The sequence below is a fragment of the Geodermatophilus sp. SYSU D00867 genome, assembly GCF_054050315.1.
This window is the reverse complement of the sequence record NZ_JBJGZC010000009.1, coordinates 183,541-200,076: the sequence shown is the minus strand read 5'-3', so window position 1 is coordinate 200,076 and position 16,536 is coordinate 183,541. Positions and strand designations below refer to the sequence as shown.

At 76.9% G+C, this 16,536-nt stretch carries 15 protein-coding genes; 8 read left to right on the top strand and 7 right to left on the bottom strand.

What is annotated here, in order from left to right:
* Positions 1 to 96: 96 nt before the first annotated feature.
* Both ACI8AK_RS10945 and ACI8AK_RS10940 read left to right on the top strand, forming a co-directional pair.
* On the top strand, positions 97 to 669 hold the full coding sequence (locus tag ACI8AK_RS10945; protein WP_387989105.1) for a dihydrofolate reductase family protein: 573 nt from the start codon (positions 97 to 99) through the stop codon (positions 667 to 669).
* A 17-nt stretch (positions 670 to 686) separates the two neighbouring features.
* Positions 687 to 1,397 (top strand): CPBP family intramembrane glutamic endopeptidase, encoded by a 711-nt coding sequence (locus ACI8AK_RS10940; protein WP_456956226.1) that lies wholly within the window; start codon positions 687 to 689, stop codon positions 1,395 to 1,397.
* A gap of 2 nt (positions 1,398 to 1,399) precedes the next feature.
* Here the strand turns inward: ACI8AK_RS10940 and ACI8AK_RS10935 are convergent, their stop codons facing one another.
* Together ACI8AK_RS10935 and ACI8AK_RS10930 are read right to left on the bottom strand one after the other, a co-directional pair.
* A complete protein-coding gene (locus tag ACI8AK_RS10935) occupies positions 1,400 to 2,140 on the bottom strand; it encodes an HAD family hydrolase (RefSeq protein WP_387989109.1) in 741 nt (246 codons plus the stop codon).
* The gene (locus tag ACI8AK_RS10930; protein WP_456956224.1) at positions 2,137 to 3,642 is read right to left on the bottom strand and encodes a mannitol dehydrogenase family protein; all 1,506 of its coding nucleotides are present in this window, start codon (positions 3,640 to 3,642) and stop codon (positions 2,137 to 2,139) included. Before ACI8AK_RS10930 ends, ACI8AK_RS10935 begins: the two co-directional genes overlap by 4 nt.
* Positions 3,643 to 3,820: 178 nt before the next feature.
* Here ACI8AK_RS10930 and ACI8AK_RS10925 point away from each other — a divergent pair, with 178 nt between their 5' ends.
* The 3 genes from ACI8AK_RS10925 to ACI8AK_RS10915 all read left to right on the top strand — a co-directional run bounded on the left by ACI8AK_RS10925 (position 3,821) and on the right by ACI8AK_RS10915 (position 7,898).
* Complete coding sequence (locus tag ACI8AK_RS10925) at positions 3,821 to 5,074, top strand: alpha/beta fold hydrolase (protein WP_387989113.1); 1,254 nt, start codon at positions 3,821 to 3,823, stop codon at positions 5,072 to 5,074.
* Between the two features lie 119 nt (positions 5,075 to 5,193).
* Entirely contained in the window at positions 5,194 to 6,753 is a 1,560-nt protein-coding gene (locus tag ACI8AK_RS10920) for a GNAT family N-acetyltransferase (RefSeq protein WP_456903952.1), read from the top strand.
* Positions 6,754 to 6,815: 62 nt separating this feature from the next.
* On the top strand, positions 6,816 to 7,898 hold the full coding sequence (locus ACI8AK_RS10915; protein WP_456903954.1) for a CDP-glycerol glycerophosphotransferase family protein: 1,083 nt from the start codon (positions 6,816 to 6,818) through the stop codon (positions 7,896 to 7,898).
* Positions 7,899 to 7,916: 18 nt separating this feature from the next.
* Here ACI8AK_RS10915 and ACI8AK_RS10910 read toward each other — a convergent pair whose 3' ends face one another.
* The 4 genes from ACI8AK_RS10910 to ACI8AK_RS10895 form a co-directional block, all read right to left on the bottom strand.
* On the bottom strand, positions 7,917 to 11,246 hold the full coding sequence (locus tag ACI8AK_RS10910) for a SpoIIE family protein phosphatase (RefSeq protein WP_456956222.1): 3,330 nt from the start codon (positions 11,244 to 11,246) through the stop codon (positions 7,917 to 7,919).
* Between the two features lie 218 nt (positions 11,247 to 11,464).
* Entirely contained in the window at positions 11,465 to 12,001 is a 537-nt protein-coding gene (locus tag ACI8AK_RS10905; protein WP_456903959.1) for a DoxX family protein, read from the bottom strand.
* 38 nt (positions 12,002 to 12,039) lie between these two features.
* Complete coding sequence (locus ACI8AK_RS10900) at positions 12,040 to 12,459, bottom strand: hypothetical protein (RefSeq protein WP_387989123.1); 420 nt, start codon at positions 12,457 to 12,459, stop codon at positions 12,040 to 12,042.
* 1 nt (position 12,460) lies between these two features.
* Positions 12,461 to 13,156: a hemerythrin domain-containing protein gene (locus tag ACI8AK_RS10895; protein WP_387989125.1), complete on the bottom strand. Its 696-nt coding sequence runs from the start codon at positions 13,154 to 13,156 to the stop codon at positions 12,461 to 12,463.
* Between the two features lie 276 nt (positions 13,157 to 13,432).
* Between ACI8AK_RS10895 and ACI8AK_RS10890 the strand changes: the two genes are divergently transcribed.
* Positions 13,433 to 13,879, top strand: coding sequence for a hypothetical protein (locus ACI8AK_RS10890; RefSeq protein ID WP_387989127.1), 447 nt, complete (start codon positions 13,433 to 13,435; stop codon positions 13,877 to 13,879).
* Positions 13,880 to 13,980: 101 nt separating this feature from the next.
* On the opposite strand, the gene glnA is transcribed toward ACI8AK_RS10890, so the two are convergent.
* Positions 13,981 to 15,414, bottom strand: coding sequence for a type I glutamate--ammonia ligase (gene glnA, locus ACI8AK_RS10885; RefSeq protein WP_387989145.1), 1,434 nt, complete (start codon positions 15,412 to 15,414; stop codon positions 13,981 to 13,983).
* Between the two features lie 168 nt (positions 15,415 to 15,582).
* Between glnA and ACI8AK_RS10880 the strand changes: the two genes are divergently transcribed.
* Positions 15,583 to 16,005 carry an RDD family protein gene (locus tag ACI8AK_RS10880; RefSeq protein ID WP_456903969.1) on the top strand — a complete coding sequence of 141 codons (423 nt, stop codon included), beginning with the start codon at positions 15,583 to 15,585 and terminating at the stop codon, positions 16,003 to 16,005.
* Complete coding sequence (locus ACI8AK_RS10875; protein WP_456956220.1) at positions 16,002 to 16,499, top strand: GNAT family N-acetyltransferase; 498 nt, start codon at positions 16,002 to 16,004, stop codon at positions 16,497 to 16,499. The genes ACI8AK_RS10880 and ACI8AK_RS10875 overlap by 4 nt, the downstream gene beginning before the upstream one ends.
* Positions 16,500 to 16,536: the final 37 nt, after the last annotated feature.

The window sequence follows — 16,536 nt, the reverse complement described above, 5'->3', positions numbered from 1 at the left end:
GGCCGGGGACCCCTCGGGGTCCCCGGCCCGTCGCCGCTTGCGCACCGGTGCCGCACCACGGGAGCGTGACGTCGGCGACGACGGTGGAGGTGGGACGTGCGCGACCTCGTCTACTACGTCGGGGTGTCGATCGACGGCTTCATCGCCGGCCCCGACGACGAGGTGGACTTCTACCCGCTCACCGAGCCGTTCACCGAGTGGATGGCGACCGAGTACGCCGACGCGCTGCCCACGCACGTGCGCCGGGCGCTGGGGGTCGACGCCGCGCTCCGGCGCCGGTTCGACACGGTCGTCATGGGCCGGCGCACCTACGACCCCGGCCTCGCCGCGGGCATCGTCAGCCCCTACGCCCACCTGCGGCAGGTCGTCGTCTCCCGGTCGCTGGAACCCCCGGCCCCGGAGGTCACCGTCGTCCGGGAGGACCCGCTGGCCGCCGTGCGCGCCCTCAAGGAGGCGCCCGGCCTCGACGTCTACCTCGCCGGCGGCGGGCAGCTCGCCGGTGAGCTGCTCCCCGAGATCGACCGGCTGGTGCTCAAGCAGTACCCGGTGGTGGCCGGTGCCGGCCGGCCGCTGTTCGACACCGGGTTCGCCCCCACCGGGTTCGTCCTGGACGACGTGCGGACCTTCCCCGGCGGCCCCGCCGTCCTCACCTGGTCGCGCTCCCGCTGACCCGGCCGGGGGAGCACGTGGCCGGCCGCCGCTCCGACGTCCGCCGCTCCGACGCCCGCCGGGCCGCCGGCCTGGCCGTGCTGCTCGCGGCCTGGAACGACCTGCTGGTGCCGCGGCTGCCCGAGCGGGCGTACGCGCCGGTGAACGCCGCGGCCGCGGCGACGCTGCTCGCGGCGGCCCGCTCCGGGGGGATCAGCTGGGCCGAGCTCGGCCTGGACCCGCGGCGGCTGGGGGCGGGGGCGCGGGCGGGCGGGGCCTGGGCCGCCGTCGTCGGCGCCGGGTACGCCACCGCCCTCGCCGTCCCGGCCCTGCGGCCCCTGCTCGCCGACGCCCGCGTGACCGGGCTCGGCGCGCGGGCGCTGGCCGTCCGGGTGCTGGTGCGCATCCCGGTCGGCACCGTGCTGTGGGAGGAGGTCGCCTTCCGCGGCGTCCTGCCCCCGGTGCTGCGGCGGGTGCTGCCCGCGCGGCAGGCGCGGGCCGCGGCGGCGGCGCTGTTCGGCCTGTGGCACGTGACCCCGACCGTGCGCACGCTCGCGCTCGACGCGCCGGCCGCGGACCGGCCGCGCCGGGCCGGCGCGGTCGCCGCCGCCTGCCTCGGCACGGCGGGCGCCGGCGTGCTGTTCGCCCGGCTGCGCGAGCGCAGCGGCAGCCTGCTGGCGCCGGCGCTGCTGCACCTGGCGGCCAACGACCTCGGGGCGCTGGCGGCCGCGGCGGCCGGGCGCCGCTGAGGTCAGCCCAGCAGCCGCTCCACGTCGGCCCACGAGTCCGCGACCGCGGCGACGCCGGCCTCCCGCAGCGCCTCGCCGCGGGCCGGCCGGTCGGCGTCCGGGACGAACTGCAGGATGCCGACGGTCGGGTACCCGGCCGCCACCGCCGACCGGGCCCCGTTCACCGAGTCCTCGACGGCGACCGCCTCCGCGGGGCCGGTGCCGAGCGTGGCGCCGGCGTACAGGTAGACCGCCGGGTCGGGCTTGCTGGTGGGCTCGGCCAGCGAGTCCTCCGCGCTGAACCGGCGGTCGCCGGCGAACAGCGGGGCGAGGCCGGTCACCTCCAGGCAGGCGGCCAGCCGCGACGACGCGCTCGAGGTGACCGCCGCGAGCGCGAACCGGCGGGCCAGGCGCTCGAGCGGCCCGCGGACCGCGGGGTCGGGGCGCAGGACGGTGCGCAGGTGGGCGGTGACGACGTCCCTCTCCTCGGTCACCCACTCCTCGAGGTCCGCGCGGGTGAGCTCGCGCCCGTGGGCGGTGGCCAGCTCCGCGGCGGCCGCGCGGAAGTTCTTGCCGTTGGTCGTGCGCTGCAGCTCGTCGGGGGCGTAGGTGCGCCCGGCCCCCAGCCCGGCGAGGAACCGGTTGGTGACGTCGGCCGACGCGGCGTACGCCGGCTCCTCGGAGGGGAACAGCGTGCCGTCGGCGTCGCAGAGCAGCGTGGTGACCGCGGCCGCGTCGAGGGCGAGGTGGCGCCCGGCCGTCACGCGCCACCGCCGTCGGCGAGGAACTCCTCGATGACCTCGCGCGGTCCCTGCCGGTCCAGCGCGGTCAGGGCCCGCTGCACGCACCCGGCGAAGCGCGGGTCCTGGCCGACGTGGTCGAAGACCGCCCGCTCCGACAGCAGCGGCCCCGCGTCGCCGCCCGCCTCCCGGGCGACCGGCACCAGGTCGGGCCGCGGGCCCTGGATCGGCACCTCCTCGCCGGCGTAGTCGGAGCCGCGGAGGAAGCGCAGCCAGCCGGCCACGGCCAGGCACAGCAGCCGGTGCGGCCGGCCGGCCTCCATCGCGGCCCGCACCGACGGCAGCAGGTAGTTGGGGATCTTGGACGAGCCCCGGCGGCCCAGCCGGGCCAGCTGGTCGGCCATCCGGGGGTTGGCCAGCCGGTCGAGCAGCGTGGCCTGGTACCCGTCCAGGTCGACGCCGGGGACCTCGGGCAGCCCGGGGGCGATCTCCTCGGCCATCAGCCGGGTGAGGAAGCCGCGGAAGACCGGGTCGGCCATCACGTCGGCGGTGGTCCGGTGGCCGGCGAGGTAGCCGAGGTAGGCGATGGCGCAGTGCCCGGCGTTGAGCAGCCGGGTCTTGACCGTCTCGTAGGGGGACACGTCGTCGACGAACCGGACGCCGACCCGCTCCAGCGGCGGCCGCCCGTTGCAGAACGCGTCCTCGACCACCCACTGGCGGAACGGCTCGGTGACCACCGGCCACCGGTCGTCGACGCCGGTCTCCCGCGCGACGGCGTCCCGGTCCTCGGGGGTCGTGCTCGGGGTGATCCGGTCGACCATGCTGCTGGGGAAGGCGACGTTCGCGTCGATCCAGTCGGCCAGGTCCTCGTCGCGCAGCCGGGCGAAGGACACCACCGCGGAGCGGGCCGCCGCACCGTTGGACTGCATGTTGTCGCAGGACAGCACCGTGAACGGCGCCGTCCCCGCCTCCCGCCGCCGGCGCAGCGCCTCGACCAGGTAGCCGAAGACGGTCTCGGGTGTGCCGGGGTCCTCGAGGTCGTGGGCGACGTGCGGGTCGTCGGCGTCGAACTCCCCGGTGTGCGCGTCGACGCGGTAGCCGGTCCCGGTGATCGTCAGCGTGACCACCCGGGTGCCGCCGTCGGTCAGCGCCGCGAGCACCGCCTCCGGGTCGTCCGGGCCGTAGAGGTACCGGGTCAGCGCGCCGACGACGGTGGCGCGGTCCCCGTCGACGGAGCGCTCGACCACGGTCCACAGCCGGTCCTGGCCGGCGAGGACCTCGCCGATCTCGCGGCTGTGCAGGCCGACGCCGACCACGCCCCAGCCGGTCTCGCCCAGGCGGGCCAGCTCGTCGAGGTAGACGGCCTGGTGGGCGCGGTGGAAGCCCCCGACGCCGACGTGCACGATCCCGGGGCGCAGCGCGGCGCGGTCGTAGTCCGGGACGGAGACGTCGGGCGGGAGGTCGCGGAGGGTGCGGTCCGACAGGGGGACGGCGGGTGCCGTCGCCCGGGTCCGGGCAGGCGTCATCACGGGCTCTCGGGAGGAGGGACGGCGAGGAGTGGCTGCTCACCCGCACCGGCCCCGGACCCATGCCCACCGGCTCGCCGTCCCAATCCGGAACGGCCCGGTGTGGTTCGTCCCCTGCGTCCGGGTACGGGGTCGGCGCCCCGAGCCGAGGGGCGTCCCACCTCCCTCCGGAGGACCCGTGCCCGTCCTGACCTCCCTCCGCCCCGCCGGCCCGCCTCCGCGCCACGTGCGGACCGCCGTGCCCGCGGTCGGCGCCCGGGTCCACTCCCGCACCTGGCGCTCCGGTGCGGGCGGCGAGCGGGTGCCGGTCGTGCTGCTGCACGGGCTGGGTCTGTCCAGCCGGTACCTGGTCCCGCTGGGACGGCGTCTGGCCGCCCTCGGGCACGACGTCCTCGCGCCCGACCTCCCCGGGTTCGGCCGCTCGCCGCGGGACCCGCACCTGCGCTGGCCCGGCGGCCCCGACGTCGCCACGCAGACCGGCCACCTGCTGGCCTGGCTCGACGCCTGCGGGATCCGCCGGGCGAGCTTCTTCGGCAACTCGATCGGCGCGCAGGTCGGTGTCGAGCTCGCCGCCCGCCACCCCGAGCGGGTGGAGCGGCTGGTGCTGTCCGGCTCGACGCCGGACCCCCGCTACCGCCGGCCCTGGCGGCAGTACCCGCAGGTGCTGCGCAACCAGGTCTTCGAGGTCCCCACGCTCCAGCCGGTGATGCAGGTCGAGTACCTGTCCACCGGCGTGGCCCGGATGGTGCAGCAACTCGTCCGCAGCGCCGACGACCCGATCGAGCAGCGGCTGCCCGACGTCGCCGCGCCGACCCTGGTGGTGCGCGGCCGGCACGACCGGACGCTGGGCCAGGAGTGGGCCGAGGAGGTCACCCGGCTGCTGCCCGACGGCCGGCTGGTCGTGATCGAGGGCGCCGCGCACAACGCCCACTGGTCGGCGCCGGACGTGACCGCCCGGCTGGTGGACGTCTTCCTCTCCGGCGAGCTGGACCGCCGCGAGCCCATCGACGACGACGTCGTGCTGCCCCGGTCACGGCCCGGTGACCCGCTGGCCCCGGTCCGGCCGCTGCCGCCGACGGTGCACGCCGTCCTCGACGTGGTGAGCACGCTGGCACTGCTCACCGTGCCGTGGACCCGGCCGTGGGGGCCGCGGACCCGCCTGCTGCTGGCCGCCTCCGGCGCGGCGGGGCTGGCCGACACGCTGCTCACGGACCACCCCGCCGGGCTGCTGCGCGTGCTGCCGCTGCCGGTCCACCTCAACCTGGAGGCGGCGGCCGGCTGGCAGCTGCTGGTCGCGGCCGCGACCTGGCTGCGGGGCGAGCCGGTGGCTGGGCGGTGGGCGGCCGCCGCCCAGGGCACCTACGAGCTCCTGCGCGCGGCGACGGCGCAGGCACCGGCCGGCCCGGCGCGGCTGGTCCCGGTCGGGCGCTGACCGGGACCCGGTCGTTCCGGGTCGGTTTCGTCCGCGACAGGAGGGGCATGGTGGGGCGGCACGGCCGGGTGCAGCACGCCGCCTGACGAGCCGGGCACGACCCCGGGTGGCGACCCATCGTGAGCACCAGTACGTCGCGGCGGCGGCCGTTGACGGCCGTCCCGACGATCACCGGCATCCCGTGGCAGCCGCCGTCGGAGCACCAGCTGCGCGGCATGGACGCCGACGCCACCCTCGACCTCGGCTGGGGACGGCTGCTGTTCGGCCAGACGTTCGCCGACACGCAGCGGCTGGCCGACGTCCTCCGGGACGAGGCCGACGGCCGCCGCGACATCTGCGTCTACCCCCGCGACCCGCAGGTCCTGCTCGGGCTGGCGCCCGGCGAGCTGTTCCTCGACCCCTCGCTGACCCTCCGGCTGGACCTGCACCGGTACCGGCCGCGCCGTGAGCTGGTCCCGCACGTCTTCGTGCGCACGGTGACCTGCCCGGACGACGTCGCCGAGATGGAGCGCATCGTCCGGCTGGCCGGCATGGTCCCCGGGGACCCGGCCACCGTCTGGCACGACCACTCCACCCGCACGGTGCGCTACCTCGTGGCGGAGGACCGGCGCACCGGGCGGGTCGTCGGCACGGTCACCGGGGTCGACCACGTCCGGGCGTTCGGGGACCCCGAGGGCGGCAGCAGCCTGTGGTGCCTGGCCGCGGACCCGGAGGAGGCCCCGCCGGGCACCGGGGAGGCGCTGGTCCGGGTGCTCGCCGAGCGCTACCTCGCCCGGGGCCGCGCCTACCTCGACCTCTCGGTGCTGCACGACAACACGCCCGCCATCGCCCTCTACCGCAAGCTGGGTTTCCGCCGGGTGCCCGCGCTGGTAGTCAAGCGCCGCAACGCGGTCAACGCGCCGCTGTTCGTCCCCGCCCCGGCCGGGCTCGACCGGCTCGCGCCCTGCGCGCGGCTGCTCGCCGACGAGGCGCTGCGCCGCGGGGTGCGGGTCGAGGTCACCGACGCCGACCAGGGCGAGCTGCGCCACACCCTCGGCGCCCGCAGCGCGCTCACCTGCGGGTCGATGCCCGAGCTCACCTCGGCCGTGGCCCTGAGCCGCTGCGCGGACCCGCGGGTGACCCGCCGGGTCGCCGCCCGCGCCGGGGTCCGCGTGGCTGCCGACGCCGTGCCGGCGGGGGAGGAGCTGCGGGTCGTCGTCGTCGACTCCGCGGTCGTCGCCGCGGGGGTGCGCCGGCCCGCCACGGTGGTCGGCGACGGGGTCTCCGACGTCGCGGCGCTGGTCCGCCGGGCCGGCCGGCGCCGGGAGCGGGCCACCGGCGGGCGGTCCCGCATCCCGCTCGACGAGGGGACGGCCGCCGCCGTCGCCGAGGCCGGCTGGGCGATGGACGACGTCCCGCCGGCCGGCGAGCGCATCCCCGTCCGGCCGGGCGCCGACGACGGCGGCACCGTCGAGGACGTCACCGACCGGCTGCACCCGGAGGTCGCCGCGGCCGCCGTCCGCGCGAGCCGGGCCCTCGGGCTGCCCGTCGCGGGCCTGGACCTCCGCGTCCCCGACGCCGGGGCACCGGGGTACGTCCTCGTGGGCGCCACCCCGCGGCCGGACCTCGCCGACCACCTCCCGCGACCGGTCGCCGCCCGCGTCCTCGACCTGCTCTTCCCCGAGACCCGCAGCCGCTGACCCCCTCGGTCCCCGACCGGGGCCGGATCGGCACCGCACGCCCCGACGACCCGAGGACACACGTGAAGATCGTCTACCGCAGCTTCGACGGCCGGTACTCCGACAACCCCCGCGCGCTGCACGAGGCGCTGCTCGCCCGCGGCGACGACGTCGAGCACGTCTGGATGCGCGCCGAGGCGCACGCCGACGAGTTCCCGGCGGACGCCGCGACCGTCCCGGTCGAGGGGGACGAGGCGGTCGCGGCGCTGGAGTCGGCGGACCTGGTCGTGTCCAATACCCACCTGTCCGTGGACTGGGACAAGCGGCCGGGAGCGACCTACCTGCAGACCTGGCACGGCACGCCGCTGAAGGCGGTGCACCGCGACGTCACCTTCGACCCGGAGGTCCCCGCGGTGATCGACCGGGACATCGCCCGGTGGGACCTGCTGCTGGCGCAGAACCCCGACGGCAGCACGCTGCTGCCGCGGGTCTTCGGCTACCACGGGCCGGTGCACGAGACCGGCTACCCGCGCAACGACGTGCTCTCCCGGCCGGACCCCGCGCGGGCCCGCGAGCTGGTCCGCGCCGAGCTCGGCGTCCCCGCCGACCGCACCGTCGTGCTGTACGCCCCGACGTGGCGCGACGACGAGCTGGCCGACGAGGAGGGCCCCTCCCACCGCCTGCGCCTGGACCTGCGGCGCTTCGCCGACCGGTTCGGGTCCGACCACGTCCTGCTGGTGCGGCTGCACTACCAGGTCACGGACGCGCTGGACGGCGTCGACGTGCCGCACGTGGTCGACGTGTCCGACCACCCCGACATCCGGGACCTGCTGCTGGCGGCGGACGTGCTGGTCACCGACTACGCGTCCCTGCAGTTCGACTTCGCCGTCACGGGCAAGCCGATCCTCTACTACACCTACGACCTCGACCACTACCGCGGCGACCTGCGGCACTTCTACCTCGACCTCGAGGAACTCGCCCCCGGCCCGCTGCTGGGCACCGTCGACGAGGTGCTCGACGCGCTCGGCGACCTCGACGCGCTGGCCGAGCGCCACCGCGAGCGCTACGACCGGTTCAGGGAGCGGTTCTGCTCGCGCGAGGACGGCCACGCCACGGAGCGCGTGCTGGACCTGGTGTTCCCCGCACCGGCGGTCGCGGCCGGGTGAGCCGGCGCGTCGGCGACGTCAGGAGGCGGCGCTCCCGTCCCCGCCGGCCAGGACGCCGGTGAGCCCGGTGAGGTCGAGCAGCCGCCGGGCCGACCCGCCGGGCGGCAGCACGACCTCGAGGTGGCCGCCCGCCGTCCGGACGGCCTCGAGCAGCAGGCCGGCGCCGACGCTCGCCACGAAGCCCAGCCGGGTGAGGTCCAGCAGGAGCGGCCGGTCGTCGGCGACCTCGGCGAGCAGCGCCGCCCGGACCTCCGTGACGCCGGCGAGGTCCAGGTCGCCGGCCAGCTCCAGCCGGCGGCCGTACGGCTCGTCCCCGGCCCGCAGGACCGCGGGGGCGCCCGCCACCGCGGCGGACCCCGGGGCCGGCGGCGCCACCGGGCCCGGGGCCCCCAGCCGGAACCGCAGAGCGGTGCCGCCCGGGCCGGGGAGGACGTCGACACCGCCGGCGAGCGCCGCGATCATGTCCAGCCCGCGGCCGCGGAAGCCCCGGTCGGCGGCCGCCGGCTGCCAGGTGCCGCCGTCGGTGACGGTGGCCGCCACCCCGCCGTCGGGGTCGGCGACGAGCTCGACCAGCACGCGGCCCGGCTCGGTCGCGTCGCGGTAGGCGTGCTCGACGGCGTTGGCCGCGGCCTCCCCGACCGCCAGCTGCAGGTCCTCGGTGGTGTCGGGGGACAGGGCGGCCTCGCACGCCCACCGGGACACCTCCCGCCGCAGCCGCGCCAGCTGCAGGGGTTCGGCGGGCAGCTCGAGGCGCAGGGAGGCGGGGTGCACCCGGGCGGCGAGCACGGCGACGTCGTCGTCGGCGCCGTGGCCGCCGCCGAGCAGGTCGGTGAGGACGCCGTCGACCAGCGCCGGCAGCGGCGCCGTCGCCCGGGCCCCGGCCGCCGCCGCCAGCCGCGCGAGGCCCTCGTCGAGCAGGCTGCCGCGCCGCTCGACCAGCCCGTCGGTGTAGAGCAGGAGGGTGGCGCCGGCGGGCAGGACGCTGACCGTCTCCGGGCGCCGGCCGGTGCCGGCCACGCCGAGCGCCGGGCCGTGCCCGCCGTCGAGCAGCACGGCCGACCCGTCGGGGGCGACCAGCAGCGGCGGGGGGTGGCCGGCGGTGCTGGCGGTCAGCCGGCCGGTGGCCGGGTCGAGGACCAGGCAGGCGACGGTGGCCAGCGCGGCGCCGTCGATCCGCCCGGCGAAGCCGTCGAGGAGCTCCAGCGCCCGCGCCGGCCCCTCCCCGGTGAGCAGCACGCCGGACAGCGCGCTGGACAGCCGGCCCATCACCGCCGCCGCCGAGGCACCGTGGCCGACCACGTCGCCGACGACCAGCGCCGTCCGGCCGCCGGGCACGGGCACCACCTCGTGCCAGTCGCCACCGGCGGACGTGCCCGTCACCGCGGGGAGGTAGCGGGCGGTCACGCCCAGCCGGTCGGAGGTGGGCAGGCGGGCGGGCAGCAGGCTGCGCTGGAGGGTGTCGGCCACCTCCCGGCGCACGTCGGCCAGCGCGGCCCGCTCCAGCGCCCCGGCGACCTGTCCGGCGACGGTGAGCAGGAACGCGCGCTCGGCGGCGTCGAAGGCCCGCGGCCGGTCGAAGACCACCGCAACCGCGCCGACCAGGCGGGGACCGGCCAGCAGCGGCAGCGACGCCGTCGCCTGGGTCTCCGGCCGCAGGAACGGCGCCATCTCCGGGTAGCCGGACACCAGGGCCTCGCGGTCGGGCAGCCACACCGGGCGGCGGGTGCGGGCGGCCTCGGCCAGCGGGGCCGGCGCGGACAGCCGGATGGTGCTGAACCCGGCGGTCCACCCGGGGGAGTCGCCGTGGACGTCGACGGTGTGCAGCAGGCCGTCCTCGCCGAGGGCGCACACCGCGACCACCGCCGCGCCCAGCGACTCGTGCAGGCGCGCGGTGAGCTCGGCACCGGCCTCCGCGGCGGTGCCGGCGGCGGCCAGGGCCACGGCGAGGTCGTGCAGCTGGCGCTGCCGCTCGGCCAGCCGCTCGGCGGCCACCGTCGTCGCGACCAGCCGGCCGAGGTCGCCGGCGAGCGCCCGGTCCGCGTCGTCGAAGCGGCGGCCGGGGTCCGCGACGGCCAGGGACAGCAGCCCGACCCGCTCCCCGCCGGTCACCAGCGGCACCACCAGGCGGGGGCCGACCGGCAGCGGGTCGGCGGGCAGCCGGAGCGGCGAGCGCCCGGTGGCCTCGTCCCGCAGCGCCTCGGTCACCGTGCCGACGACGAACGGCTGCCCGGCCTCCACGGACGGGCGCAGCTCCTCGGGCACGACGAGCAGCGGCACGCCCGTGAGTCCCCGCGCCGCGTCGGCGGGGGCGGCGGCGACGACGCTGTGGCGGTCGTCGTCGCCGCGCAGCCAGACCAGGGCCCGGTCGGCCAGCTCCTCGACGGCGAGGGCGGCCACCGCGGCCAGCCGGTCCTCCACCGCCCCCGGGGCGGCCAGCGCCTGGCCGGCGGCCGCCAGCAGCCCCGCGGCCCGCTCCCGGCGCCGGGCCTCGGTGACGTCGAACAGGACCGCGTGCAGCGTGCGGGCGGTGCCGTCCTCGTCCCGGGCGACGTGGCCGAGGTGCTGCAGCCACACCCACCGGCCGTCGGCGGTGCACACCCGGTAGGTCAGCGTGAAGTCCACCGCGCCCGCGTCGACCTCGCGGCGCACCCGGTCCAGCACGGCGTCGTGGTCGTCGGGGTGCAGGATCCGCGACCACAGCCCCTCGTCGGCCAGCCACCGCGAGGCCGGGTAGCCGAGCAGCTCCTCGGCCCGCTCGTTGACGAAGGTCAGCCGCAGCGTGGCCGGGTCGCGCTCCCACACGACCGCGTTGAGGCCGGCGACGGTCGCCTGCAGCCGGGCCACGCTCGCCTCCGCGGCCCGCCGGGCGATCTGCTCCGCGATCCGGCGGGCGGCCTGCGCGGCGAGGGCGGTCTCGGTGGCGCGCCGCTCGGTGACGTCCAGGACGCTGCCGCGGACCAGCCGCCGGTCGGGGTCGGGCAGCCGCAGCAGGGTGACCTCGCACGGGACGTCGGTGCCGTCGGCGCGGCGGTGGGTCCAGTCGAAGCGGGGCCGCTCGCCGGCCAGCGCCCGGTCGAGCTGCGCCGCCGCCGCCTCCCGCGAGGACCGCCCGTCGGGCTGCTCCGGCGGGCTGACCTCGACCGGCCCCACCTGCAGCAGCTCCGCCCGGCTCATGCCGAACAGCTCCTCGGCGGCCCGGTTGACCGTGACGAACCGGCCCGCGTCGAGGTCGAGGATCACGACGGCGTCCGGGGCGTACTCGACCAGCGCCCGGTACCGCCGCAGCTCCGCGCCGTCGTCGCGGTGTGCTGCGCCGTCAGGGTGGTGCGGCGCGTCGGACGCGTGCACGGCGTCTCCCGTCGGTCGGGTGCCCGCCCCCCGTCTGAGCCGCTCTCCGGGATTCTGCCCCGCGCGACGCCTCCTGCGAACCCCCTGGTGGGGACCTCGGCCCCGGTGGGGTTCCCGGGGGGCCGCCTCGCGACGGGACGCGGTCCCCCGTCAGCAGCAGGAGGGCTCCCGCCCGCGGTCCCGGGGCGACGACGCCGGGCCGGGGTCCGTGCCCGCGGTCACGACGTCGCCCCGGCCAGGACCGTCTCCCGGTCGCGGAGGGGTGGCGCCGTCGCGTCCCGCAGCTGCGCAGCCCGGCTGCGGGCGAGCTGCCACGCACCGGGGACGGCCCAGAAGGTCCAGCCGATGTAGACGAACTGGAGGGGCAGTCGCAGCCACGGGTGCGAGGCGCCGGGGAGGCCCTCGATCCGGACGCCCGCCGCGGCGACGTAGACGTTGGCGGGGAACACGGCGACCAGGTACGCCGCGAGGGCGAGAGCCACCTCCCGGCGCCGGCGGTGGGGTGCCGCCAGCCCCACGCCGAACAGCACCTCGAGCAGCCCGGTCCAGAGGATCACCCGCTCCCGCGCGGGCACGAACTCCGGCAGGTGCTGCACGAAGGGCTCGGGCTTCACGACGTGGGTGACCCCCGAGAAGGCCATCGCGGTGGCCATCGCCACCCGCGCAGCGTCCGGCGGCGGGCGGCGGCGGTGCAGCCGCGAGGGGAGCAGCCGGGCGAGGGCGTAGGTCCCGACCAGCACGACGAGGAGCACCATCGCTGGACCTCCCGGTCCGTTCTCCGGGTGACCGTTCCCTAGGGGACCGGGGACGGCGGCGGTGAGGAGCCGGCCGGTCGCAGCAGGCGCTCGACCGCGTCGTCCCACGCCACGGGGAGCTCGTCGCCGCGGACCGTCCACGACTCGAACCGCGTGGGCCTCATGTGCGGGCGCAGCGTCGCCATGACCGCCGCGTGCGGCATCTCCCGCGCGAAGCGGCCGAGCGCCGCGTCGTCGGTCCACGCGGACAGGGTCCAGAACGTCCTGGCGAGCGGCTGGGCCCGCAGGCTGTAACCGACCAGTCCCTCGGTGCGCTCCAGCTGACGGACGACCGCGACGGTCAGCCCCAGGAACCGCGGGACCTGGGCGAACGACCGGAGCGGCAGCCGGCTGGCCAGCACCAGGTACTCGTCACCCGGGACCGGGGAGAGGCGGCGACGCCACGGCACGGTGGGCACGTCAGGCCTCCGGGTGTGCGGACGCCGGGGGAGCAGGGGTGCGCACCGGGCGGGCCAGGCGCTCGTAGCGCGGGCGGAGCGCGAGCCGGTACAGGACCCGGAGCAGCAGCGGCTGAGCGGCCAGCAGTTCCGCGCGCTCGGCCGGGGTCGCGTGGTCGAGCACCCACGGCCCGGCGAACACGACGGCGCGCGCGCCGACGACCTTCCACGCGGCCTCGCCCAGGGCCGTGAACTCCTCGGCCGTGAACTCCCGCTGGTACCGGGAGAAGGCGACGTCCTCCTCGTGGGGGAGGTGCACACCGAGGATCTCCTGCAGCGCCTCCGCGGCACGGACCGCCTCCTCCAGGTCCCGTTCCCAGCTGCCGCCCCCGGCCGCGGCGGGCAGTGCCTGGAGGCTCTGGCCCATGACCGCCAGGCGATCGGCCAGCACCCGGTGTTCTCCCTCCAGTTCGCCGTCCGCATCGGCGAAGGTCGGGTCCCGCTCCAGCAGCGCGGGATAGACGACCGCCTCCTCGGCGGTGTGGTGGTCGTGGATGGCGCCCTCGTACCTCGCGTACCAGGCGGCCAGCGCGGACAGCCGGTCCGCGTCGGCCGGGCGGGCCGAGGCGACGAGCGTCCGCAGCCGCTCCGCGTCCGTGCGCATCGCACGGTGCTCCAGGTAGCTGGGGCGGAGGTCCGGCCGGGTGTCGGCGGTCATGGGAGGCCCCGTCTCTCCCCCGTGGACGACTTGCTGCACGTCAGGGATTGCCGCGTGCCCACCCTGCCAGCGGGGCGTGGCGCACGGAACCGACTTTGGACTCTGACCACGCGTGCTGCGGTCCGCGAGCCGGCGGGACGGGAGGCCGAGGGCCGGGCCCGGGTCGTCCCGGGTGACCGGGGTCGGCATCGGGTGCGGCGACCACAGCGGTACCCACCGCGCGAGGTCCCGCCTACCCTGCGGTCGTCGATCGGCCGAGCAGGAGGTCCCGCCGTGATGGTCGGCCGCACCACGAGCCGGCGGGTCGTCGAGCCGCCGGGACCCACCGACAGGAGCGGCCGGAGGCTCGGGCTGGCCACCGCCGGCATGCTCCTGCTCGACGGCGTCGGCGGCGGCCTCGCCGTGGCGTCCGGCTGGAACACCCCGGCCGAGGCCTGGAGCGGACGGGCCGTCGCCGCCGCGCCCGCTCCGGTGATGGTCGCGCAGGCCGCACTCGCCGCCGCGGCGGTCCGCCGGCCCGGCCGGCGGGGGGCCGCGGCGGCCGGACTGCTCGCCGCCGTGTGCCTGCTCAGCAGCCTCTCCGGCTTCTTCGACGGTCAGCTCGGGAGACCGGGGCTGCCCCGCCACCTCCTCGGTGTGCAGCTCCTGCTGGTCGGGGTGACCTCGGGCGTCGGGGCGCTCGCGGCGGTCCGGGCCCGCCGCCTGCTCCGCAGCCCGGGGTGACCCGGAGGTGGTCGTCCGCGCCGAGCGGGGGGCGAGGACGCCACAGGGGCCGGTGAGCCCGCTCGCGCGGGTCACCGGCCCCTGTCGCGTGCCGGGACGGATCAGATGTCGTAGTACATGGCGAACTCGTGCGGGTGCGGGCGGAGGCGGATCGGGTCGATCTCGTTCTCCCGCTTGTACTCGATCCACGTCTCGATCAGGTCGGGCGTGAAGACGCCGCCGTCGATCAGGTACTCGTGGTCGACCTCGAGCCGGTCGAGGACGGCGTCCAGCGACGCCGGGACCTTCTCGATGCCCAGGGCCTCCTCGGGCGGCAGCTCGTAGAGGTCCTTGTCCACCGGCGCCGGCGGCTCGATCTTGTTCTTGATGCCGTCGAGGCCGGCCATGAGCATCGCCGAGAAGGCGAGGTAGGGGTTGGCCGACGGGTCGGGCACGCGGAACTCGATGCGCTTGGCCTTCGGGTTGTCGCCCGAGATCGGGATGCGGCAGCAGGCCGAGCGGTTGCGGGCCGAGTAGACGAGGTTGATCGGCGCCTCGTAGCCCGGCACCAGGCGGTGGTAGCTGTTCACCGTCGGGTTGGTGAAGGCCAGCAGCGACGGGGCGTGGGCCAGCAGGCCGCCGATGTAGTGGCGGGCGGTGTCGGACAGGCCCGCGTAGCCGGTCTCGGCGTGGAAGAGCGGCTCGCCGTCCTTCCAGAGGCTCTGGTGGCAGTGCATGCCCGAGCCGTTGTCGCCGAACAGCGGCTTGGGCATGAAGGTGACGGTCTTGCCGTGCGCCCAGGCGGTGTTCTTGATGACGTACTTGAACAGCATCAGGCTGTCGGCGGCGCGCAGCAGGGTGTCGAACTTGTAGTTGATCTCGGCCTGGCCACCGGTGCCGACCTCGTGGTGACCGCGCTCGAGCTCGAGGCCCACGCCGGTGAGGTTGGACATCATCGTGGCGCGCAGGTCGCTGTAGTGGTCGAAGGGCTCGACCGGGAAGTAGCCGCCCTTGGCGCGGGTCTTGTAGCCCAGGTTGGGGCCGCCGTTCTCGCCGGTCAGGGCGCCCGAGTTCCAGGAGCCCTCGACCGAGTCGATGTGGTAGTAGCCCTCGTTGATGCCGGTCGAGTGCCGGATCGAGTCGAAGATGTAGAACTCCGCCTCGGGGCCGAAGTAGGCGGTGTCGGCGATCCCGCTGCTGGCGAGGTACGCCTCGGCCTTCTTCGCCACGTTGCGCGGGTCGCGGCTGTAGGCCTCGCGCGTGATCGGGTCGTGGATGAAGAAGTTGACGTTCAGCGTCTTGTGCTTCCGGAACGGGTCGAGGAAGGCGCTGTTGGCGTCGGGCAGCAGCAGCATGTCTGACTCGTTGATCGCCTGGAACCCGCGGATCGACGACCCGTCGAAGCCGAGGCCGTCGGAGAAGGTGTCCTCACCGAACGTCGACGCCGGGATGGTGAAGTGCTGCATGACGCCGGGCAGGTCGCAGAAGCGCACGTCGACGTACTCGACGTCGTTGTCGCGGATGTAGGCGGCGACCTCGTCGGGACTGGTGAACATCGATCCTCCGGTGTGGGGCGGACAGCCGACTCGCAAGCTATGACCGGGGAGTTGCCCCGGGGTGTCCCGTCTGTTTCGGGGCGGTAACAACGGCTCCGGCGTGTCGCACCGGACGCCGTCGCGCGCGAGCGGCCGGGCGTGCGGCGGGCGGGTCCTACGCTGGTGGGCATGGTCAGGGACGCACAGCCACCCTCTCAGGAGCGCCGGCGGGGTGCGTCGCTGGGCCTGCCGGAGGACGGGCCCGGGTCGCTGGCGCCGTTCGGCACCCGGGTGCTGGCGTTCCTGGTCGACGCCTTCCTCTCCGCCGTCGTCGCGGGCCTGTTCACCGCCCCGGACCTGCCGGGCAACTGGAGCCTGCTGTCGTTCGCGGTGGTCTACGTCGTGTTCCTCGTGGCGGTCGGGCAGACGCCGGGGATGCGGCTGCTGGGTCTGCGGCTGGCGCACCCGCACCCCGCGTCGCGGCTGGCGCCCTGGCGGGCCGTCGTCCGCACCGGGCTGCTCATGCTGCTGGTGCCGGCGCTGGTGGTCGACGCCGACGGCCGCGGCCTGCACGACCGCGTCACCGACACCGCCGTCGTCCTCGACAGGTGATCGTCCGCCGCGAGCGGCCGGCCGACGCCGCCGCCGTCGACGTGGTGCACCGGGCGGCGTTCCCCACCGACGTCGAGGCCCGGCTGGTGCGGGAGCTCCGCGCGGACGCGGGCTTCCTGCCGCACCTGTCGCTGGTCGCCGCCGACGGGGACGACGTCGTCGGGCACGTGGTCGCCACCCGCGGGTGGATCGACCCCCTCGACGCCCCGGCGCTGGGGCTGGGCCCGCTCGGCGTGCGGCCGGACCGGCAGGGGAGGGGCGTCGGGACGGTGCTGGTGCACGCGCTGGTCGCCGTCGCCGAGGCGGCGGGGGAGCGCCTGGTGGCGCTGCTCGGCGACCCGGCCTTCTACGCGCGGGCCGGCTTCGTGCGCGCCTCGGACCTGGGCGTCGAGCCGCCGGACCCCGCCTGGGGCGGGCACTTCCAGGCCCGCCGGCTGGCCGGTCCGGAGCAGCGCGGCACCTTCCGCTACGCGGAGCCCTTCGGCCGGCTGTGACGGCCTCCCCGCAGGGGGCCCGCCGCGAGCGTGCGAG